This window comes from Photobacterium indicum, from assembly GCF_003026215.1.
GTDB classification, from domain to species: Bacteria; Pseudomonadota; Gammaproteobacteria; order Enterobacterales; family Vibrionaceae; genus Photobacterium; species Photobacterium indicum.
In genome coordinates this window covers 434,197-455,169 of sequence record NZ_PYOC01000003.1, presented here as the reverse complement: position 1 = coordinate 455,169, position 20,973 = coordinate 434,197, and the positions used below count along the sequence as shown (strand labels likewise).

16 protein-coding genes are annotated in these 20,973 nt (G+C 40.5%); 7 read left to right on the top strand and 9 right to left on the bottom strand.

Going from position 1 to position 20,973, the window contains the following annotated elements:
* Positions 1 to 645: 645 nt before the first annotated feature.
* Positions 646 to 1,347, top strand: coding sequence for a helix-turn-helix domain-containing protein (locus tag C9J47_RS12370; RefSeq protein WP_107253807.1), 702 nt, complete (start codon positions 646 to 648; stop codon positions 1,345 to 1,347).
* A gap of 413 nt (positions 1,348 to 1,760) precedes the next feature.
* The gene (locus C9J47_RS12365) at positions 1,761 to 2,903 is read left to right on the top strand and encodes a DnaJ domain-containing protein (RefSeq protein ID WP_107253806.1); all 1,143 of its coding nucleotides are present in this window, start codon (positions 1,761 to 1,763) and stop codon (positions 2,901 to 2,903) included.
* A 96-nt stretch (positions 2,904 to 2,999) separates the two neighbouring features.
* On the opposite strand, the gene C9J47_RS12360 is transcribed toward C9J47_RS12365, so the two are convergent.
* Both C9J47_RS12360 and C9J47_RS12355 read right to left on the bottom strand, forming a co-directional pair.
* Positions 3,000 to 6,086, bottom strand: a complete 3,087-nt coding sequence (locus C9J47_RS12360; protein ID WP_107253805.1) for an efflux RND transporter permease subunit — start codon at positions 6,084 to 6,086, stop codon at positions 3,000 to 3,002.
* Between the two features lie 2 nt (positions 6,087 to 6,088).
* Positions 6,089 to 7,318, bottom strand: a complete 1,230-nt coding sequence (locus C9J47_RS12355) for an efflux RND transporter periplasmic adaptor subunit (RefSeq protein ID WP_107253804.1) — start codon at positions 7,316 to 7,318, stop codon at positions 6,089 to 6,091.
* Between the two features lie 189 nt (positions 7,319 to 7,507).
* On the opposite strand from C9J47_RS12355, the gene C9J47_RS12350 reads away from it, so the two are divergent.
* From C9J47_RS12350 to C9J47_RS12340, 3 genes are all read left to right on the top strand, one after another.
* On the top strand, positions 7,508 to 8,128 hold the full coding sequence (locus tag C9J47_RS12350; protein ID WP_107253803.1) for a TetR/AcrR family transcriptional regulator: 621 nt from the start codon (positions 7,508 to 7,510) through the stop codon (positions 8,126 to 8,128).
* A gap of 273 nt (positions 8,129 to 8,401) precedes the next feature.
* The gene (locus tag C9J47_RS12345) at positions 8,402 to 8,800 is read left to right on the top strand and encodes a hypothetical protein (RefSeq protein ID WP_107253802.1); all 399 of its coding nucleotides are present in this window, start codon (positions 8,402 to 8,404) and stop codon (positions 8,798 to 8,800) included.
* Between the two features lie 389 nt (positions 8,801 to 9,189).
* Positions 9,190 to 9,936: a transporter substrate-binding domain-containing protein gene (locus C9J47_RS12340; RefSeq protein WP_050764912.1), complete on the top strand. Its 747-nt coding sequence runs from the start codon at positions 9,190 to 9,192 to the stop codon at positions 9,934 to 9,936.
* A 327-nt stretch (positions 9,937 to 10,263) separates the two neighbouring features.
* On the opposite strand, the gene C9J47_RS12335 is transcribed toward C9J47_RS12340, so the two are convergent.
* Complete coding sequence (locus C9J47_RS12335; RefSeq protein ID WP_107253801.1) at positions 10,264 to 11,778, bottom strand: Na+/H+ antiporter NhaC family protein; 1,515 nt, start codon at positions 11,776 to 11,778, stop codon at positions 10,264 to 10,266.
* Positions 11,779 to 12,087: 309 nt separating this feature from the next.
* Positions 12,088 to 13,296 carry a purine nucleoside transporter PunC gene (gene punC / locus C9J47_RS12330; protein ID WP_107253800.1) on the bottom strand — a complete coding sequence of 403 codons (1,209 nt, stop codon included), beginning with the start codon at positions 13,294 to 13,296 and terminating at the stop codon, positions 12,088 to 12,090.
* A gap of 105 nt (positions 13,297 to 13,401) precedes the next feature.
* Here punC and punR point away from each other — a divergent pair, with 105 nt between their 5' ends.
* On the top strand, positions 13,402 to 14,304 hold the full coding sequence (gene punR / locus C9J47_RS12325; RefSeq protein ID WP_107253799.1) for a DNA-binding transcriptional activator PunR: 903 nt from the start codon (positions 13,402 to 13,404) through the stop codon (positions 14,302 to 14,304).
* A 46-nt stretch (positions 14,305 to 14,350) separates the two neighbouring features.
* Here punR and C9J47_RS12320 read toward each other — a convergent pair whose 3' ends face one another.
* Positions 14,351 to 15,292, bottom strand: coding sequence for a LysR family transcriptional regulator (locus tag C9J47_RS12320; RefSeq protein ID WP_107253798.1), 942 nt, complete (start codon positions 15,290 to 15,292; stop codon positions 14,351 to 14,353).
* Positions 15,293 to 15,419: 127 nt separating this feature from the next.
* Here C9J47_RS12320 and C9J47_RS12315 point away from each other — a divergent pair, with 127 nt between their 5' ends.
* A complete protein-coding gene (locus C9J47_RS12315) occupies positions 15,420 to 16,472 on the top strand; it encodes a zinc-binding alcohol dehydrogenase family protein (protein WP_107253797.1) in 1,053 nt (350 codons plus the stop codon).
* A 123-nt stretch (positions 16,473 to 16,595) separates the two neighbouring features.
* Here the strand turns inward: C9J47_RS12315 and C9J47_RS12310 are convergent, their stop codons facing one another.
* The 4 genes from C9J47_RS12310 to C9J47_RS12295 all read right to left on the bottom strand — a co-directional run bounded on the left by C9J47_RS12310 (position 16,596) and on the right by C9J47_RS12295 (position 20,959).
* Positions 16,596 to 17,213 (bottom strand): CDP-alcohol phosphatidyltransferase family protein, encoded by a 618-nt coding sequence (locus tag C9J47_RS12310; protein ID WP_107253796.1) that lies wholly within the window; start codon positions 17,211 to 17,213, stop codon positions 16,596 to 16,598.
* Positions 17,206 to 17,865 carry an ATP-binding cassette domain-containing protein gene (locus C9J47_RS12305; RefSeq protein WP_107253795.1) on the bottom strand — a complete coding sequence of 220 codons (660 nt, stop codon included), beginning with the start codon at positions 17,863 to 17,865 and terminating at the stop codon, positions 17,206 to 17,208. Before C9J47_RS12305 ends, C9J47_RS12310 begins: the two co-directional genes overlap by 8 nt.
* On the bottom strand, positions 17,831 to 19,588 hold the full coding sequence (locus C9J47_RS12300) for an ABC transporter permease (protein WP_107253794.1): 1,758 nt from the start codon (positions 19,586 to 19,588) through the stop codon (positions 17,831 to 17,833). Before C9J47_RS12300 ends, C9J47_RS12305 begins: the two co-directional genes overlap by 35 nt.
* A gap of 162 nt (positions 19,589 to 19,750) precedes the next feature.
* Complete coding sequence (locus C9J47_RS12295) at positions 19,751 to 20,959, bottom strand: ABC transporter substrate-binding protein (protein WP_107253793.1); 1,209 nt, start codon at positions 20,957 to 20,959, stop codon at positions 19,751 to 19,753.
* Positions 20,960 to 20,973 lie beyond the last annotated feature (14 nt).

Sequence of the window (20,973 nt, the reverse complement as noted above, 5' to 3'; positions counted from 1 at the left end):
CCACTCTCCTGCTATCTTCATCGGAACTCAATTTTTTCAGCCGCAATACTAATTGATAAAAATGTGATTGTCTGCAAAAAAATGGAGTAAATAATCAAAAAAATGCGATGTAAGATTAATATACATATACCCAAGTCACTCTGAATCCTGCATCTTGAAGTGGCTTGGGTATATTTGTCATAAGCATGAAGTTTACTATCTTATGGAGGTAGCCAATATCATTATTTTGTCGTTATAAATTTAATTTCTCTGTATACGCGAAGATAAATAAATAGATGCTTTAGGTATAGTAGTTAGCATTAATATTCTATTTTTGAATATAAACAGCACGTGTTTTAACTAGTTTGATGTTGAAATTAGTTGATGATTTAATCAATAGCAGAGATTTAAATAATTACTTTTTAGAAATGAGACAGGGTTATAAAACTGGATTTATTTGATTATTTAACCGTTAATTATTTATAAATAAGAAAAAATATAGCGATAGTTTTGTATAAATATTTATACATTATTGACAGGAAACGTCGGTACAAAGCGTATTCATAAGCACATGTCATATGAGTCGTTATGTATAATTTGGCATGTTTATGCTCTAAGTTTGAGCTGAAATACATGACGTTATAACCCTAGCAATAAGGTGAAAATGTGATTTGGGTTAGCTGCAATCATCATAATAAACACATTGAAGCGAAAGAAAATCTAAAGCATTTTCATAGCGTTGTTGATGTCTCTCCTTTTGAACTTCTGTCGACAATGACAGGGCATGAGTTGATCTTCCTTGAAGTAAAAAACTCTAGTTCAGAAGGGTTTGAATTACTAAGAGCTGTTAAACAACGCCATGCAACAACGAAAGTCGTTATTGTATATCATGAACTTGATGCAGATTTAGCACTGAATGTGTTACGTGCTGGTGGTGATGATGTCATCAGCGTAAATTCAAATCGGCAACAATTAGATGAGTGTTTTACCCGTCTTCATACCCATACTGTCAATGTTGAAAGTGGTGCATATGAACAGCGTGAATTATCCATTAAGCCTGCCTTGATCATTATCGATCAAAATATAAGTGCGCCTTTGCGTGAAGAAGATCTTGCTAATGCCTGCCAATATTCACCGACCTATTTTTCACGCTTATTTCATAATGTCATGGGTGTAACCCTTAAACAGTACATCATTAAAAAACGATTGGATTTAGCTTGTGGTTTGTTAATCTCTGATCGAGAGAAAATATCATCAGTCGCAACTTCTGCGGGTTTTAAAGATGTTTCCTATTTCTCTCGTGTATTTAAAAAACACATAGGTTGTTCACCAGGCGAATTTAGATTAAAAAAGCATGATGTGAATTAACGGTATTGGAGTGATACCGTTTCATTCATTATCATTATTCAATAGATATTTAATCTTCATATAAAGTAGAATTATCTTTCAATATCATACCTCTTACGTCTTTTTTTTATTAAAATAAGCTCAATATTATAAAGTTTGCTTTTCCTTAGCCGATATATCCCCCAATGTAGGGGGAGACATTTCACTGGTTGTTTTTTAGCCTGTTGAAATTATTTCCAATATTACCGCATATAAAATACAATGCATATTACAACCTCTGCACGTGCGTAAATAATTGCCTTGCCTAGAGAACAACAAATTCTCGCTGAAACGAGCATCTTGAGGTAACTTGGCTATATATGATTGGTTATACAAAATTATAAGATAATAACTGTGATTGGTTTTCTCATTGCATTCAGGAATAGCATCCGTTAATGACTTCATTTCATGACATTTTAGGTACAAATCAAGATAGCCCTCAGAGTGATATAAAACGTCGCTATAAACACCTATCTAATCGCTCTCACCCAGATAAAGGTGGTTCTAAAGCATTGATGCAGCTTATTTCTGAAGCCTATAAATATGTTAGTGAAGGAAAGGGACAACAAGAAGCGTTTAATACAGATTATGTTCAAACAAAATCTGTTGAGAAGTACTTGAGCCAGATCCACCGCCTTCAAAATGATTACCGGCATCTGAAGGAGGAAAGAGATAGGCTCGTTAAGAAATTAGCTAGCGCTCAAAAAGAAGCTCAGCAAGCTTTTGCTGATAGCTCTATGCACATTCATAATATGAAAAATACTGCCAGTAATGATGTAGGTAAACTTCAAGAAGAGAACATTAGGTTAGCCCAATTATTAGCGGAAGCAAGGCGAGAGTTAGCAGTGAATAATCAATCACATGCCGTATCTACCACCGGAAATAACACGGTTGATCCAACGGTACTGACACCAAAAGTTGCCTCTCAAATTAAGTCATTAGGCTACTTCAATGCTAAGCGAGTGGGGTTAGTACTATTGGTACCGGTTATGCTTGCTGTGTTGCTGCTAAGTGCAGGTAAAGCCCCTTGGCAGGCTGTATTCGCATGGTTTAATCATCAAGATATAGAACCTAATGCTATTGCTACCATCGTAGATGTGAATCCGTTAGATGTAGTCAATAACCCTATTGCTAATCAAGTCGATACAACGGTTGTTTTGGCTGTAGAACCAGCGCCTATCGCACGTATTCAAATAGACAAGGTTATTGGTCAGTGGCAGCTGAAGTTTTACGAGAATAGTCAGAAACCTTATATTGCGGTGCGCAGTGATAAAGGGTCTTATATTGTGAAAAGTTGTGACTCAGGCTTTGAATATTATTTAAATGAAACGGTTAGAGCGCGACGTTTGTCTGCAAACATGATCTTTGATCGAAAAGAACGTCACTTTATTGTTTATGACATTCCTTATGGTAAAGGGTCTTCTGCGGCAAATTGGTCTGATAGTAAAAGTGTACTCCTTAATGAAGAATACTTTTCAAATACTGGTTTTTCTGAAGCGTTCGCTAGATTAAATAATGCGTGTGTTTCTTCCATCTGATGATCATTAAAGGAAGAACAAGAGGTAGCTTGGGTGTAAAGCAAAAGCATAACCTCTTATCCTCCTGATTGTGATTGCAGCTAACGTTATTTATGTCTAACTGACTGTGACAGATTGGTTTTTATACAGTGGCTTTTTATATACCGCCAGTCTAAACACTGCGGGTACAAAGTAAAACGAGATCATCGTCGTTAACAGTGTACCGCCAGCAATAGCGACCGCAAACGGCGGCCAGAAGCCACCACCCGCTAAGATTAATGGCATGAACCCACCAATCGTTGTGATCGTAGTAGAGGTTATATGACGCGTACAGCTCATTACTGCTACAAGAATTGCGTCGCTATCACCGTTTATCGCATCTGCATCGGCTTTTAGTTCAGCCAAGATGACGATAGCGGCATTAATGGCAAGGCCGACTAAACCAAGTAAACCAATAATAACGGTAAACCCAAAGGGATAGCTGAATGTCCAGACAGATAACAGGCCTAGCCCAGCGGCAAGTAACCCAACAGTAAAGATAATAAGACTTAAGCGGAATGAGTTAAACGAAATCACAACCACCATAACAAGTAGTGTCACGACCATTGATAAGTTAGCAAGCAAGTTACTAACCGACTCATTTCGCTCGGCTGATTCACCACCAAATTCGATCCGATAACCAGCTGGAATTGTTTTTTGATATTCAGTGATATTGGCTTGAAAATGATCAAGTGCTGTTTGCGGTAGTACCCCTGCACGAATGTAACCTTCAATAACATTCACACGTTGGCCATTACGGCGTGGTATTGCGCCTCTACTTGGTGTTAAAGAAAGCTCTGCAAGGGCGGAAACGGGCAACCCAGTAAACACATCTTCAGAGATAACGGGTAAACGAAGGTTACTGAGGTGAGACATATTCTCACGGTTTTCATCTTTAACACGGACTCTGATTGGAATTGATTCAGAAGATTCAATTATATTTCCACTTACTTTACCTGTTAAAGAGGCTTGCAGTAAATTAGCGAATTTACTCAATGTTAAGCCACTTAATTGGCTCGCTTCTTCATTAACGTTTACCCAAACTTTGGGTGTACCAGGCTGCAGGGTTTCACGGGTGTGAGTGACATAGGGCGTTTCTGTCATAATCAGGCGAATATCTTCACCAATTGATTTTAATGTGTCGAGATTAGCACCATATAAGCGCACCTCGAGTGGCGCATTAAACGGAGGGCCTTGCTCTAGTTTTCTGACTAAGATTTGTGCTTGAGGTAGTTCTATATCTAATTTGGCTTGTAAGTCAGGAATCATTGCATTAGCGGCTGAAAAATCTTTCGCTTTTACCATGGCCTGTGCGAAATAGGCTGCGCCTTTTTCACGTGCAGCCATGTTGTAATAGAACGAAGGGAAGTTGCCACCAACAAGCCAGTTAATATTTTCGATGTCGTCATATTGTGCCAAAATATGATCAACCGATTTTGTTGCTTCTGCTGTGGCAAAAATGCTCGCTTGTGGGGGTAAAAACAACTTAATTTCAAACATATCACGGTCTGACGGTGGAAAGAATTGCTCCGTTAATTGTGAGGCATTCCAAAAGCCAGTAAGCGGTAAAACACATACTAACAATGCAGTGATTAGTGGATGTTTAATCGCAATGCGAACACTTTTTTCAAATCCTTTGCTTAACCTTGGAAGGGTGATACCTGTGTGATACCAGTGGTGGCTATTTTCTCCTGATGGTAACCAACGTGATGCAAACCCTGCCACAATGGTGTGAGAGATAATATAAGAACCCACTAGTGAGAACGAGACGGTAATCGCAATTGCGCCAACAAACTCGCCTGCTGGTCCCGGCATTAGAATAATAGGGGCGAAAGCTAAAACAGTGGTTAAGGTTGAACCTAGCAGGGGGATCCATAAATGGTTCAGTGCCTTCATCGCAGCGTTTAGTTTCTCGATACCTTGTTGACGATAATGCTGAATAGTATCGACCATCACAATTGCATTATCGACCATGATACCAAGGGCAACAATTAAGCCTGTTACCGACATCTGGTTGATGGGTAGCCCTGTAAACTTCATCATTGCTAAGGTGAGTAAGCTCGTTAGTGGTAACGAAAGAGCGACAATAATAGCTGAACGAACACCTAACGTTAGCAGCAAAACAATTAAGATGATCGTGAAGCCGATTAATAGACTTTGAGACAGATCTGATAAGCGGGTTTCTGTATAACTTTGTTGTTCAAACAGGATATTGATTTTAACGTTACTTGGTAGCTCTTGCTGGAAGGTATCTAAGAAGGTGTGTACACGGTTAGACCAGAGGTCAACGCGTAAATGAGGCTGCATACGTGTTGCGATAATAACAGCTGGCTGACCTTGCACGATTGCCATCTCTGCGGGAGGAGTAGCTTGGCGGCGTTCTACATCGGCAATATCTTCTAAGCGAACAACATGGCCATTATCATCAATTGCTACAGGCACACGGCGAATACGATCTAAGGAATCGAGAGAATCAGAAACTTCTAGCGCGAATCTGTTACTGCCATTCACTAATTCTCCTGCTGAGTTTTTCGCGTCAGCCCCGTTGATTGCTTCAGCAATCGATATTGCTGAACGGCCTAGTGCACTCGCGACAATAGGATCCATACTCACAAGAACTTCTTCATCAGGCAAACCGTATTCATCGACAAACTCTGTGCCGCTAAGGGTGCGTAAGCGATTACCTAATTCAATACCATAACGTCGTAAAGTAAGAAGATCGGGTTCAGTATTACCTTGCCAAGTGAGTGCCGTAATAATAGTGAAGGCATAAGCATGATCGGTATCTAAATCAGGGGCTGAAGTACCTTGAGGTAGTACCGGAACAACATCAGAGAGCTGATCTCGCGCTCGCGACCAAACGGGGTCAGAATCCATAATCTCATCTTTCAACTCTATTGTAATCACCGAGATACCAGGGCGAGATACTGATGATAATGTTTTTATTTCATCAAGTTGGCGTAAGCTGGTTTCAATTTTTTCTGTTACCAGTGCTTCCACACGCTCAGCTGTTGCGCCGGGATAATGTGTAACAACACTGCCGATTCTATTTTTGATGATAGGATCTTCAGCGCGGGGTAGTGCACTTAATGCTGAAAGACCACTCACAATCAGTAATGCAACAGCAAGAATAAGCAGCCGAGTATTGCCAAGAATATATTTCATTATTAGGCCTCGCTATCAATCAGTGGGAGTGACAGCTTTTTTGGCAGCCAGCTCCTTTCTGATATAACGACAGTTTGTCCTGGTACTAAACGGTGTAGCCCATCAGACACTAATTTTTCGCCTGTATTCACTGCACCGCTGATATACGCTTGTTTTCCATTTGCATATAAAACTTGTACAGAACGTCGCTCAACGCGAAGCTTTTTTTTCGAACTTTCTAATGTATTGTTTTCATCTGCTGACTCTTCACTGAGAACATACACATTCCATACGCCCCTAAGTCCATCGGTCATCGCTGAAAGTGGCACCCAATATCCATTGTCATCGTGTTTGTCGTCTAATTGTAAATACGCTAATTCACCATCGATAGCAGTAACAGAGTCAGGTAATTCGAAACGCAGGGTAATAGAGCGAGAGTTCAGATTTACACTGGCGCCAGGGTTTAATAGCGTAGTGGTGTATGTTTTATCACCAATACGTAGAACCCATTGTTTCTTACCGTCTGTATTCGCAGCATTCTCAGTGTTTGTAGCAGAAGATTGAGAGAGTTGGTTAACACGAAGAAGTTGCATAGTAGGAATGCCAACATGTGCCTCTTTTCGGTTACTTGCAAGTAATCTAAGGGTAGGAGACCCCGTATTGACTACATCACCTTTTGAAATGTAACGTGCACTGATGGTTCCGCTATAAGGAGCATAAATCGTTGATTTTTCTTGTTGTAATCGATTCGCCGCCAAGGTTGCCCCAACTTGACGATAGTTTGCCCGTAAAGCATTACGTTGGCTGTTCAAGTTATCGATTTCAGATTCAGCACTGAATCCTTTTTTCTTTAGTGTATTTTGACGTTTTAGGTTTGCATTAACCAATTCTAGTTGGGCAGTAATCTGCGCTTGCTGTGCAGTTAACTGGTCTGCAGAGGTTTTTAGCAGCTGAGTATCTAAAACTATAAGCGGATCACCTTCTTGAATTTTGTCGCCAACATCGACAAAAATCTGCGCTATTTTTCCACCGAGTTCAAAACCTAAGTTGGATTGCTGACCCGCCTGAACAATGCCCACGTATTCACGAGTAACCATGTAATGATCAGATGGTGTTAAGGTCATCGCATTAACACTGGCTATATGTAATTGCTCTGTTTGTATTTCTGGCTCAGAGCTCGAACTATTACAGCCGCCAAGTAATGCTGCAAGTATCAGTACGTGTAATGTATATCGCGATGATATCTGTGGCATGGTAATTTTTCCTGATTGGGATTACTCTAAAACTAGACGGTCTAGTCTATATACATATTTAATTCAGGTTTCGATCACAGAGCACTTGAATCAAACTAGACTTCTCAGTCCACATGAGTAAAAAATATACGATCGGAACTAGACTGTCCAGTTTGATTGTGCCAAAAGTGATAATAAATTGTTTTATTAATGGTGACCGAAGTGTTGAGTCCAAGAAGTGAGCAAAAACGAAAGCAAATTTTACAAGCAGCAGGAGAGCTGTTCTGTGAGCAAGGCTATGCGATCAGCATGGATGCGATAGCCGTTAAAGCGCAAGTATCTAAGCAGACAGTGTATTCACACTTTAAAACGAAAGATGAGCTTTTTGAGACGTGCATAAAGGCAAAATGTTCAGAGAATCAGTTAGATGGAAAGTTGGTCGATGATCAAAGACCGATTCGTGACGTTTTGTGTGATTTTGCTTTTTCTTTTCAAAGCATGTTATTAACGAAAGAAGCTCAGCATACGTACAAAACGGCTATTAGCCAACGAGATAGTCACCCACAACTCGCGAAGGTATATCTTAGCGCTGGACCTAAAGCGACAGCCGATATGTTGGCTGATTACATTCAATATTTTATCGATAAAGGTGTACTGAATGTGCCTATACCGGTTCATGAAGCTGCGATGCAGTTATTACTTATGTGGCATGGCAGAATCGTTTATTGGTCTTACTTAGGTGAGGACAATGAAGAAACAGAAGAAGATCGTAGAACCTATTTGAATAGCTGTGTAGATCTTTTCTTAGCTGGCTATGAAGTTAAAGCATAGATTTTTAATTTCGTTACTCGTGTTAGCTGTGTAGTAAATGTTAAGGCTCATCATCTCTTGCTGTTAGTAAAGAGATAATGGGCTTTTTTTATATAAAAATACGGAATCATAAGTAACGCTTATCAATTGGTTAAGAACTAGTGATTAGCTAGAAATGCTGCAGTTGGTTAAATTACCGTCATACCAAAGACGTCAATGTTTGCAATGAATATTGGCAACGAGACATGGAGATTCTCTAATCAACTTATCTGCTCAACATAAGGTTTATACGATATGAAAAAGCTAACGATTGCAGCAACAATAGTTATTTCTCTCGGTTTAATGGGGTGCTCTGGTCATGGCGCTTTATCGTATAACACACAACCCGTAGTGATGGATAAAGATGAGAATTATGATAAGGCATATCAAGAGTGCCTTGGTTTTGCAGATGAAGCGACAGGTAGCAAAGTTGCAGCCCGACGTAATGGTGCTTTGTTAGGGGTTGGCTTAGGTGCGGTAGCAGGAGCAGCGACTGGTGAAGGTGTTGCTAAAGGAGCTGCCCTTGGTGGTGCAACAGGTGCCGTAAGTGGTGGTCTTGCTGGTCGAAGTAAAGATCTGAATGATGCAGATTACGTCGTTCGTAATTGTTTAGAGAAAAAAGGTTATACCGTTTTAGATAAGCGTGAAGATTAATTAGCGAACACGACAGTTCAATTTAATACTGCCCATACTTTCTTATTCCGATAATAAGCAAGTGTGGGATTTTTTGTTTTAATCTTTTGTGATTCCAAATCATAACGGTGGTTACGGTAGTTAATGCAATTAAATGTCAGCTTATCTGATCAGATAGCTCATTTTGATGAATCATTCTTGAGAATAATGCCTAAAAATTCTTACTTTTAAGATAAATGAAAAATAGAGCTGTCTAGCATACTATTGAGCATTTTTTTGCCTTTTAGATCACATTTTACTGCTATGTTTATTTTGTGTATTTCAACATCATCAATATAAATTACGAGGTGATCATGAAGACTTGGTCCATCAGTAAAGTATGTGCATTACTGGTCGCTATTCCAGGATTAATGCTTTCACAACAAGTTGATGCTGCTTCAAGTCGCCTACAACAAATCATCGATCGTGGTGTATTAAAAGTTGGGACAACGGGGGATTGGAACCCGATGACTATCCGAGATCCCGCAACAAATTTCTATAAAGGCTACGATATAGATATTACAACCGAGCTGGCTAAAGATCTTGGAGTTACGGTTGAGTATGTGGCTGCAGAATGGAAAAATCTCGTTAATGGTGTAGTGACAGATAAATATGACATGACGGGCAGTGCCTCGCTGAATATGCACCGTGCCAGAGTTGCAGGGTATAGTCAGCCCTATTTTTACTTGGCATTTGTTCCTGTTATCCAAGAAAAGAACATGACGCGTTTTAAGAAATGGAATGACTTCAATAATGTTTCAGTAACTGTTGCCTCTTCACTAGGCACAGTACAAGAAAGCATGGTTAAAGAATTTTTTCCTAAAGCAAAACATGATGTGATTGATTCAGAGGTTCGAGACTATCAAGAGCTCTTAGCGAATAGAGCAACCGTTATTGTGACGTCTAACGTTGAAGCGGCAACAATAACGCGTAAGTTCTCTCAACTCAAAATTGCAGATGTGAAAGGAATGCGTAGACCAACACCCATTGCGATGTTGTTACCACGTGATGACCAAGTATGGATAAATTATATCAACCATTGGGTTGAGTTAAAAAAGACTCAGGGTTTTTTCGAACGTATTGCCAAAAAGTGGGGACTGGTGCACTTAGAGCGTTAGTGCTAATGCCATGGCGTAACAGCCAGGCAAATAATAAAAAAGAAGTGTAAAATATTAATCGTTTCAGGAAGAAACAACCTATACCAATCTGGATAAGTAAATGGTCATAAATTTGCGCAAGAAAAATCAGTAAGAACAAGGCAGAAATTGAAGTAACTAGTGGTTCTAATTATAAAATTTCTAACGCTGTTATTATCGATTTTAATCAGCAAGAATGAACAGGTACTTATTTAGGTTGGTATTACCTCTAATTTGGGTGAGAAAAAAGCCGCTATTATTTAGCGGCTTTTTTAATATAAGTGTATGTTAGATTGAGGCAACGAATAGTTATAGTGCCGCGATAACGTGTTTATTTTTTAAATGGCGCTGATGAACTTTGGCTAAGGCAAATACCAGACAAGCTTGCACAATCAAAGCGCCGATTAGAATCAGTGGGGTATTCATTACGCCTGCAATAACAAAGCTGACAAGTGCAATAAAGCCGTTTAAAAGTGCATAAGGTAACTGGGTACGGAAGTGTTCAAATTGATCACAACCAGAACCAGTCGAAGACAATATTGTTGTTTCTGAAATAGGAGAACAGTGATCACCAAACAGCCCGCCAGATAAAACTGCTCCTATACAAGCATAAAGTGGTGCGTCAATCGCAATAGCTGTTGGAATCACCAAAGGCATCATAATCGCAAATGTGCCCCAAGAAGAGCCCGTTGCAAAAGAAATTATTGCTGATAACAAGAATGCCACAGCGGGTACTAGCCAATGAGGAAATCCTGTTTGTGCTTGTTCTGCAATATATGCAGCTGTTCCTAAATCTTTACCTACACCGCTTAATGTCCATGCAAGAATAAGAATGATGGCGACCTGCATCATATTCCCCATTCCTTTTAAATAAACCGAAATACCATCAGAGAAATTTCGTACTTTATACAGCGCCATCAAGCCAATTAGCGTAATAGCAGCAAAGAAATAGGCACTAGATAGCGCAGCTCTAAACGAAGATCCAGAAATTTTCTCAAACGGGAAGCCTAATGGTGCAAGCATACTGATAAGCACAACAGCCATAACCAATAATGGGGCCCATACAAATGATGACTTTGCATTTTTATGCGTAAAAGCGGTAAGCGATTCTTTTGTTCCACCTGTAATTATACCTCGTTGTGCTTTTTCTTCTGCTTCAGCCATAGGACCAAAATCAAGCTTCTTAAAGGCAACTAAGGGGACGATAAAAATGGCTAGAAATGCATAGAACTGAAAAGGAATTGCACGAACAAATGCTTCCCAATCGGTTATATCAACATTTAAGGCAGTAAATTCTTTTTGGATAAGCCCCATGATATATACACCCCAACCAATAAAGGGAATGAGAATTGCCACAGGGGATGAGGTTGAATCAATAATGAATGCTAATTTTTGACGGGAAAGTTTTAGCTTATCAAATAGGGGGCGGAAAACTGGACCAACAATCAGCGGTGTACCGAGATCGGAGAAAAAGATAAAAATACCACCAAACCATGAAGATATTTGCGCACGACACTTAGTACTTACCCAGTGCGTGACTTTTTGAGCAAAAGCGTGACCACCGCCAGATTGTTCCATTAATGCCACAAACCCACCAATGAAAACAAGTAAAACTAATACACCAGCATTATAACTGTCAGTTAGTTGAGGTACTAAATGATCTTTTACTAACACCCCAAATGTATCGAGAGGGTTAAAGCCGTTAAGCATAACGACACCACTTAATACGCCACCAAATAAACCTATTACAACGTTTCGTGTACTTAATGAAAGTATCAACGTAATGATGATAGGGATAAGCGAGGTTACATCCGTTTGTTCCATGTTTACTTCCTTCCTAATACAGCTTGGGAATGAGTTAGTCCATTTTGTTATAAATGCATTTTTATTGAATATATATTTAATTTGTCAGCGTGTATATAGGGTGGAGAGATTAAGTGTTGATGTTTTATTCTCAGAACTCAGAAGAACCTAGATGGATCTATTGGAATGCGTAAAAAGAGCATTTGAATCGAGATGGTTTTATCATATTGCAGATACAAAAAAGTCGACCTTGTGGTCGACTTTTCATATTTATTACATTTAGCGTTTACAACATCAACTTAATATCAATGACGATACACGCTATGTAACTTAAGCTGTTTGTGCGTCTTGTGGTATTTCACGACGTGCTTGTACAACAAGAGTAAAACCAATAATAGCTATAAAGCCTGCTACAAACATGGCTGTTGTTACCGTAATCAGACCATATGCAGTAAATGCAGATACTAACGCACTTGCCGCCACACAAACCATTGTTTGCATAAAGTTAAGTAAGCCTGCTGCTGTTGCACTACAGTTTTTAAACTCAGATAGCGCTTGGCTAACTACGATTGGATAAATAGCACCATTTGCAACCGCTAGGAAACAGAATGGAAGCAAGATAGGCCAAATTGAAGTTGGTGATGTGCTAAGTGAAATCAAGAACATCATCGCTACTGTGGTGAAGAACAACGTTAGTAACCATGGTAGAATTTTCTTGCTTTCATATTTAGCCAATAGAGATCGGCAACCGTAACCACCAATAATGAAGCCAACTGTTTGTGGGGCATAGCTCAAGCCGATATCAGCACCTGAATAACCCATTGCTCCCATAATAAACGGTGAGCCTGTTAAGTAAGCAAAGAACGCTGCAGAACATGCTGCAAAAATTAGCATGTTGCCGATGAATTTTTTTGAACTTAAAATTTGCTTGTAATCTTTCTTTAGCTGAACGAATACTTTTTCATGGTTTTTCGCCGTTGGTGCACTTTCAGTCTCTTTCAGAGACATAATCGCTAAAACAGCACCAAAGCCAACAAGAGAGACAAAAATACTACGCCAGCCGAATTGACCTTCAAGCATTGCACCAGCAAGAGGAGCAAGTGCCGGAGATAAGGCTACTAGCGGCATGATTGTCGCAAATACGCGTTCAGATACTTTACCTTCGTAACGGTCAACAACAACTGCTTGCCAAATAACGGTAGCACTACATGCACCTAAAGCCTGTGCAAAACGTGCTACAAGAAACATTTCTACGTTCGGTGCAAAAGCACATAATACCGAAGCGACACTGAATAACGTCATACCGCCAATTAAGACTTTAATACGTCCAATGCGGTCTGAAAGCGGTCCGTAGATTAACTGCCCTAGCGCCATACCAAGAAGGAAGATACTTAAAGAGAGACCAATAAGTGATTGTGTTGTACCAAACTCTTCTTGAATTGTTGCAAATGCTGGTAAATACATGTCTGTTGCGAGAAACCCTAACATACTAAGGCATGCAAACCAGGCTAGGGTGATTTTTGATGGTTGGTTTTTCATTACGCTTTTCTTTTAATCAAATAACATTGCGGCAAGTTTAATGGTGGTTTTACTGGCTGTGAAACGGTAATATTTCAACATTGCCTTCAAAAAATTTGATGTGATATGTTTTCATACAATGATCTGCAAGTTATTGATGTTGTCGCTAGGCGTGGCAGCTTTTCCGCTGCGGCAGAAGAATTACATAAGGTACCAAGTGCAATTAGTTACACCGTTCGATTAATCGAAGAGCGTTTAGCTGTCGATTTATTTGTTCGCTTGCATAGGCAGGTTAAATTAACGCCAGCTGGAGACTATTTTGTTGAAGAAGCACGCAAAATAATAAAGCAAATGGAATTGATGCGTTTGCAAACACAGCGTGTAGCAAATGGTTGGTCGCAAAGTGTCTCTGTTGCTTTAGATACAGTGGTAAGAGAAAGCCGAGTAAATACTTTAGTGCGTGACTTTTACGTTGCCTTTCCAGATGTCGAACTGCATCTGAGCATGGAAGTGTTTAATGGAGTTTGGGATGCCCTCGCAGATGGCAGGGCAGACTTAGCGATTGGGGCTACTGCAGCGGTTCCTGTGGGTGGTGCATTCGATTATCGTGATATGGGCACACTTACGTGGAAATTTGTGGTGAGTAAAGATCACCCACTAGCAAGTGTGGAACATAAACTTACCGCAGAAGAGTTAGTTCAGTATCCGGCAATTTGCCTTGAAGATACGGCGCGTACGTTGCCTAAACGTGTTACCTGGATAATGGATAACCAGCGCCGAATCATGGTACCTAATTGGTACAGTGCGCTACAGTGTTTAAAAGCAGGTTTGGGGATCAGTGTTGTACCTACGCATATGGCAATTCCTCGGATTGAATCGGGTGAATTAGTCGAAAAGCAGTTAGTGAATAAACCCGCGGTTAGCCCATGTTGCCTTGCATGGAATACCGAATGCGTAAACCCTGCACTTGAATGGCTACTCGCTTATCTGGGTGATAGTGAGCAGCTTCACCGCGAATGGATGCGTTAAAAGAGGTATAGGTAAGCTTTATAGATATAGGCTTTATTAAATATGTCTATTTTGTAGTGGCGAGTAGCGCTTGGCATTTTTCTCTTAGCAAATCTCGTAATAGTAAAATGGCAGGAGTTACCTGTTTTCGGTTTGGGCAAATTAGCCATAAGCTTGTTGGTTCAACATAGTAACCGGGCATTAGCTCGATTACTCGACCTGCATTCAGATCATGGCTTAAATCTAAACGTGATTTTAATGCGATCCCTTTACCTGCAACTGCCCAACGCTTAACAATATCGCCATCGTTACACATGCGATTACTGCTTACTTTGATTTTAGATCTGGATTTAATACTGTCATCAGTGTTCGAGATCGTATTGCCACTGTTTTTACTTACCAGCTCCCACTGGTTATATGTTTTGCTGCCTAACTGATACAGCAAACAATTATGTTGCAGTAAATCTTCAGGTTTTTTCGGTGCGCCATATGTCGCAATATAATCAGGTGAAGCGCAAATTACACGGTCTACTGTGGCTAATTTAAATGCGACCATTGTTGAGTCTTCAGGTTGCCCATAACGTAGGGCAACATCGACTTTATCCATGTAGAAGTCAGCCAGCGAATCGCCAATACTGAGTTGAAAACTGAGTTTAGGGTTGTTATCCATGACTTCGTCTAACCATGGTAAAATAAGGTTACGTCCTAAATCTGAAGAAACAGATAAACGCACTTCTCCGGCTATTTCTCCCTTCATTTCCGTAATTGATGCTTTGGCATCATCTAGCGAGCTCAGTGCTTGACGACAATGAAGTAGAAAACGTTCACCTTCAGCGGTAATACGTAACTGACGTGTTGAACGAATAAACAACTCAATACCCAATTGCTTTTCAAGTCGTTTCAGGGCTGCACTTGCGGCTGCAGGGCTCATGTCGAGTTGTACTGCGGCTGCCGTAATATTACCGATATCGGCGGTTCGCACAAAAAGCTCAAGGTCTGCTGTGTTCATGGTTAACACCTATTATCAATATTATTTTGAAAAAGTTTAAATCATTATGCTGTTTTTAATTGGAACATTCTCTTCTATTATTGCTTTAACAACATATACCCCCCTTCAAATATTAAAGAGAATAGCCATGAAAGCCATCGGATACTTAGAAGCGAAAGCCATTGATCAACCAGATGCACTATTAGATATCGAGTTACCGATGCCGACGGCAACAGGACGAGATGTATTGGTTAACGTGAATGCGATTTCGGTTAACCCAGTCGATACTAAAATTCGTCGTAATGCTCAACCGAATGAAGGTGAACATAAAATTTTAGGTTGGGATGCAGTCGGTGAAATCGTCGCGATTGGTGATGATGTAGAGCACTATAAGGTGGGTGATAAAGTATGGTATGCCGGTGATATTACCCGCCAAGGCACCAATGCTGAATACCATCTTGTGGATGAACGCATTGTCGGTAAACAGCCATTAACATTATCGAATACAGAAGCCGCAGCTTTACCGTTAACAACAATTACAGCCTGGGAGCTCTTATTTGATCGACTTGGATTTAACGTGATCAGCCATGTAGCTTCAGACCAAGCTGCCAATGAAGCAAAGAAACCAACAGATACCCGTTTACTGATCGTGGGTGCATCTGGTGGTGTGGGCTCAATTTTAACCCAATTAGCGGTTAAGTTAACGAATGCAACAGTGATTGGTACTGCTTCACGTAAAGAGAGCCAAGCATGGGTAGCAAGCCTAGGCGCTGATTATGTAATCGACCATTCGAAATCACTCACAGAAGAGCTGGCACGCATCGGAATCAGTGATGTTACACATGTAATTAGCCTTACACACACAGATAAACATTTTGATGAGATTGTCGAAGCCTTAGCGCCTCAAGGGCAACTGGCGTTGATTGATGATCCTCAAGAACCAATTGACATTATGAAGTTGAAGCGTAAGTCGTTATCACTTCATTGGGAATTAATGTTTACACGTTCAATGTTCCAAACTGCCGATATGGATAAGCAGCGCCAGTTATTAAACGCAGTATCTTCATTGATTGATGATGGTGAGTTAGTCACAACATTAGGGCAGAATTTTGGCAAGATCAATGCTGAAAACCTTAAAAAAGCACATGCTTATATCGAATCAGGTAAATCGATAGGTAAAGTGGTATTAGAAGGCTTCTAATCTACTCTGTTTCTTATTTGGTCTAAGCATTGAAAGCATACATAATTATAAAACGGCAAGGTGAGGGATTTTTATTTATTCCACCTTGCCGTTTGTGTTTTTGTAAAACTGGCTGAGTTATTCTCAATCAGGTGTATCTTTTAAGGTGTGATAACCCGCCCAGATACGTGTAGCCGTTGTAATCCAGCATAAGGTGCCGTACACCCATGCGATGATTGCAAAGTATTGTGGAAATAAGCAGAACAGTACAAAGCAGGCAATGGTTTCTGTGCCTTCCGTTAATCCTCCGATGTAGTACAAGGATTTTTGCTTATAAACAGGGCTTTCGATGTTTCGTTTTCCTGCCATTATGGCAAAAGATAGAAAACTTGAACCAGTACCAATAAACGAAAAGATCAAGAATGCACCAGCAACGGCATTTGCATTTGGGTCTGCTAATACAAAGCCAAATGGCACCATCGAATAAAAGAGAAAATCCAGTGTAATATCGAGAAAACCACCGCAATCTGTAATGCCTTGTCGACGTGCAATAGCACCGTCTAAACCATCAAATATTCGATTAATAACGATGAATGTAAGTGCCCAATAATACTCTTGCAGCATAAGGGATGGTAAGGCAAGTAAGCCAATTAAAAAGCCAGTTAACGTTACTTGATTGGCAGTAATTCCAAGTTTATCGGGTAGGGCTGCCAGTGTTTTTAGCGGCCAACGAATAACTTTAACTGCATAGCGATCAAGCATTGGTTAACCCTCGATCATTGTTGTTCCATGGCCAGCGTAAAACCAGTCCATTTTCAGGAATATCGTCATCGTCATGTGTCACCATTAATGCGGGAATATCTTGTGTCTTGATTTGCTCAAAAACAAAGTGCCTAAATTCAACCCGTAAGGCTTTATCGAGTTTACTAAAGGGTTCATCTAATAAAACCGCTTTTGGCTTTGCTAGTAATGTTCGCATTAAACTGATTCTAGCGCGTTGTCCTCCCGATATTTCATTAGGCATGTTAAAGGCGATATCATGTAATCCTATTTGTGTCAGTGTTTGAATTGCTTTGTTCTTTCTGTTTGCCCCTGTGATATTTCGGGGTAATCCAAAGGCTAAATTTTCCCACACATTGAGATGAGGAAACAGTAAATCATCTTGAAATAAGATCCCAATTTGGCGCTGGTCGGGCTCAAGATCATTCATGATCGTATTATTAAGCTGTATTTGACCTTCTAAGGTGAATACTGGACTTAAATGACCAGCAATGGCACTTAATAAGCTAGATTTACCGCAGCCGCTTGGTCCCATTAATGTCATCACTTCACCATTATTAACACTGAAGTTGATAGAAGAAATAAGCGGTATATTAGCGTTATTTATAGTGAGGTTTTCCACAGATAAGGTCATCCGTGTTGGTACTCCGTGTTTGTCGTTGAATCGATTTTTTATGACGGGAAAAGTTCCCCGAATAACGACTGGCAATCAGTGCCAAAGTGAAAAAAATCAAAGGTAACAACCCTTGAAGTAAACCGTAAACAGCACTGACGCGACGATCTTGTCCACTGGCTAAAGCGACAGCTTCAGTGGTTAAGGTAGAAATACGTCCAGCACCTAAAATTTGTGTTGGCAGGTATTGTGCAAGACTTACGCTCATGCCGACAGCGATGGCTAACCAAATAGCAGGCATCATGAGAGGGCGTTTTACTTTCCACCACGTTGCCCATGCATTCATGCCTAAACTACGGGCTGATTGATCGAGCCGGATATCATAGCTGCGCCATGGGCCATCTAAAGATAGGTATAAATACGGGAAAGCAAATAGCACGTGACTCCATATTACCCAAAACCAATAGTATTGACCTGAAATAAAATAGGTCGATATTTGCATACCAAATAAAATAGAGAGTTGAGGAATAACCATTGGTAAAGCAATTAACCACGTAGGCAGCCCACGTTGATACTTTTGACGATATTCAAGACAACCAATGGCTAAAATCAAAGCCAGACAAGCACTAATACAAGCTAGCATTGCACTGCTGGTGGCGAGTTCAATCAGTGTATTACTTTCTTGTAGCCAAAAGCGTGCACTGTATCGGCTAGGCAATATATCAGGGAAACGCCAGCGTTGAGCAAAAGACCACAGCAGTAGAACGGGGACAACTACAATCGGTATGATGAAAAATGGCCAATGCAGTCGTCCACTTATGCCTGTGTTTCTCTTTCTTTTATTGCTTTTGGTCGTGAGGGGAGTTGTAGCCTGATAGCGAAAAGCGCCAGAAATTTGCCATTCACGCTTTATATCAAATGCAAGCCACTCAATAGCACGTGCAAGTGCTAAAACACTGAAAGAAACAGTAAGAAGCAGTAACGCACCGACGGCTGCTCGGGTAATTAAAAGTAAATCTGGTTCGTTAAACCATTGCCAAACTAAAACGGCGAGTGTAGGAGGGCGTGTAGGGCCAAGAATTAACGCAATATCGACAACTGATAACCCGTACGCCAATACGGCGTAAATAGGCATACGCATCTTAGGAAGCCATTGCGGTAATACGACTTTTAACCAGCTTTCATTGTGGTTATAACCTAAGCCAGCTGCGACGGCTTGCAATTGATTAACACGTATTTGGTGTAAAACAGATACACTCATTAAGAGTAAAAATGGGGTCTCTTTTATCGCGAGCGCGAATAATAGCCCTATGCCGTAAGGATCTTGAATAAGGGTAAAAGCCGACGATGTATCTATACCGATACTTTCGAGTAATCTGAAAAGCCAGCCTGTAGGCGCAAAGGTAAAAGCAAAGCCAATAGCAAATGCGACATGAGGTAATGCCAGCATAGGGGCAATTAAGTGCTCGATACGTTGCCAGCGAGGGCTATTCCAATTAGCCCTAAGAATAAAAAAGCAAAGCGCTATCGCGAGTACAGTACTACCAATACCTGTAAATAAAGTTAAGAAAATTGACTGAGAAAGCCCCGACCATTGAAAGGCTATATTAAAAGCTGAAAAGCTTGGTGTGTATAAACCAAGGGCAGGTAACCAAGAAAGAGCAGGTAGCACAATACCTAATACACCGGGTATTAAAGGTAAAGCACAAATGAGTATTGTCACTAAGTACAGCAAGCGAATCATGTGTTTTCCGAAGCCTTACCAGCGACAATGTGATACATAGAAAAAGACAGCATAAAGCGATTTATTACCCTTTCATTATAGTGAAATTGAGGTGCCGAACGTTATGTTCTGACACCTCGATAGTATCGTATTTAGCAACTAGCCCACTTATCGCTACTTTTACTAGTGGCCGTAGCGGCGTTGCCATTCTTGCTCTATGGCTGTTAACCAGCTTGGGTGGGGTTCAGCAATGGGTTGAAACAGTGAAAACCCATGGCTTCCATTTTCTAGCCATTCTTCTTTTATTACTGATGGATCGCCCCATATGCTGGTATCAGCTTTACGCGTTTGAGCCTCTGGGCTCAATAAAAAGTTAATGGCAACTTGTGCACCTTCTTTAGCTGATGAATTCCAAGGTATCGCTAAAAAGTGAATATTAGACAATGCTCCTTGCTTGAAAGCATAAGCTTGAGCGGTTTCTGTGAGTGTACCGTGTTCAATGGCTGCATTTGCCGCATTAGGGTTGAATGTGAGTGCGAGCAATAATTGTTTATCATCAAGTAACTGGATCGTTTCAGTCGTGCCTGATGGGAAACGTTTACCTTGCTGCCATGCCACAAGGTGAAGTTGATCAAGATATTGCCATAAAGGGGCCGTAACACTATCAAAGAGAATTTTATCTCTTTGAATATCTAGCGGTTGATAGAGCGCTGGCTTATTGTCAGTTAATTCAATTAAAGCCGCTTTTAAGAAACTACTACCATGAAACTCGGGTGGCTGAGGGTAGCTCACCTTTCCGGGAAATGCTTTAGCAAGGCTTAATAGTTCAGCAAAACTTTGCGGTGGGTTATTTAACGTTTGCTTGTCGTGAATAAAGACAAGCTGCCCCACACCCCAAGGGGCTTCAAGCCCATCAGTAGGTTCGGTAAAGTCTTCAAAAACAGGTAGCCGTTGATCAACCTTTTCCCAGTTAGGCAGTTGGTTGACGAAAGGACCATATAATAGGTTTCCGGATTTCATTGAACGGAAATTTTCACCGTTAATCCATACCATATCGACGCTGCCATCACTATTTTTGCCTGCTGTTTTTTCAGCGACTAAACGTTGTGTTGTTTCAGCAATATCAGCGACTTTGACATGCTTAAGGGTGACGTTGTAACGAGATTTTAGTTGTTTTGCTGCCCAGCGTAGGTATGCATTTATTTCTTGGCTTCCACCCCAAGCATTAAAATATACCGTCTGTCCGTCGGCTTTGCTTTCTATTTGCTGCCACTTCTTCGTCATTTCCGATGAATAAGTACTTGTCTGCTGTTCGGCATGTACAAAACTCGATGTGAGAAAGCCAGAGGCTAACGCGAACGTTAACCCCAAAGCAGTTGTTAGTTTTTTCATTTTCCTAAATATCC

Excerpts from the sequence above, each read along its gene's own strand:
- C9J47_RS12365 (WP_107253806.1), top strand. The coding sequence starts at position 1,761 with ATGACTTCATTTCATGACATTTTAGGTACAAATCAAGATAGCCCTCAG.
- C9J47_RS12360 (WP_107253805.1), bottom strand. The coding sequence starts at position 6,086 with ATGAAATATATTCTTGGCAATACTCGGCTGCTTATTCTTGCTGTTGCA.
- C9J47_RS12355 (WP_107253804.1), bottom strand. The coding sequence starts at position 7,318 with ATGCCACAGATATCATCGCGATATACATTACACGTACTGATACTTGCA.
- C9J47_RS12350 (WP_107253803.1), top strand. The coding sequence starts at position 7,508 with ATGGTGACCGAAGTGTTGAGTCCAAGAAGTGAGCAAAAACGAAAGCAA.
- C9J47_RS12345 (WP_107253802.1), top strand. The coding sequence starts at position 8,402 with ATGAAAAAGCTAACGATTGCAGCAACAATAGTTATTTCTCTCGGTTTA.
- C9J47_RS12340 (WP_050764912.1), top strand. The coding sequence starts at position 9,190 with ATGCTTTCACAACAAGTTGATGCTGCTTCAAGTCGCCTACAACAAATC.
- C9J47_RS12335 (WP_107253801.1), bottom strand. The coding sequence starts at position 11,778 with ATGGAACAAACGGATGTAACCTCGCTTATCCCTATCATCATTACGTTG.
- punC (WP_107253800.1), bottom strand. The coding sequence starts at position 13,296 with ATGAAAAACCAACCATCAAAAATCACCCTAGCCTGGTTTGCATGCCTT.
- punR (WP_107253799.1), top strand. The coding sequence starts at position 13,402 with ATGTTTTCATACAATGATCTGCAAGTTATTGATGTTGTCGCTAGGCGT.
- C9J47_RS12320 (WP_107253798.1), bottom strand. The coding sequence starts at position 15,292 with ATGAACACAGCAGACCTTGAGCTTTTTGTGCGAACCGCCGATATCGGT.
- C9J47_RS12315 (WP_107253797.1), top strand. The coding sequence starts at position 15,420 with ATGAAAGCCATCGGATACTTAGAAGCGAAAGCCATTGATCAACCAGAT.
- C9J47_RS12310 (WP_107253796.1), bottom strand. The coding sequence starts at position 17,213 with ATGCTTGATCGCTATGCAGTTAAAGTTATTCGTTGGCCGCTAAAAACA.
- C9J47_RS12305 (WP_107253795.1), bottom strand. The coding sequence starts at position 17,865 with ATGACCTTATCTGTGGAAAACCTCACTATAAATAACGCTAATATACCG.
- C9J47_RS12300 (WP_107253794.1), bottom strand. The coding sequence starts at position 19,588 with ATGATTCGCTTGCTGTACTTAGTGACAATACTCATTTGTGCTTTACCT.
- C9J47_RS12295 (WP_107253793.1), bottom strand. The coding sequence starts at position 20,959 with ATGAAAAAACTAACAACTGCTTTGGGGTTAACGTTCGCGTTAGCCTCT.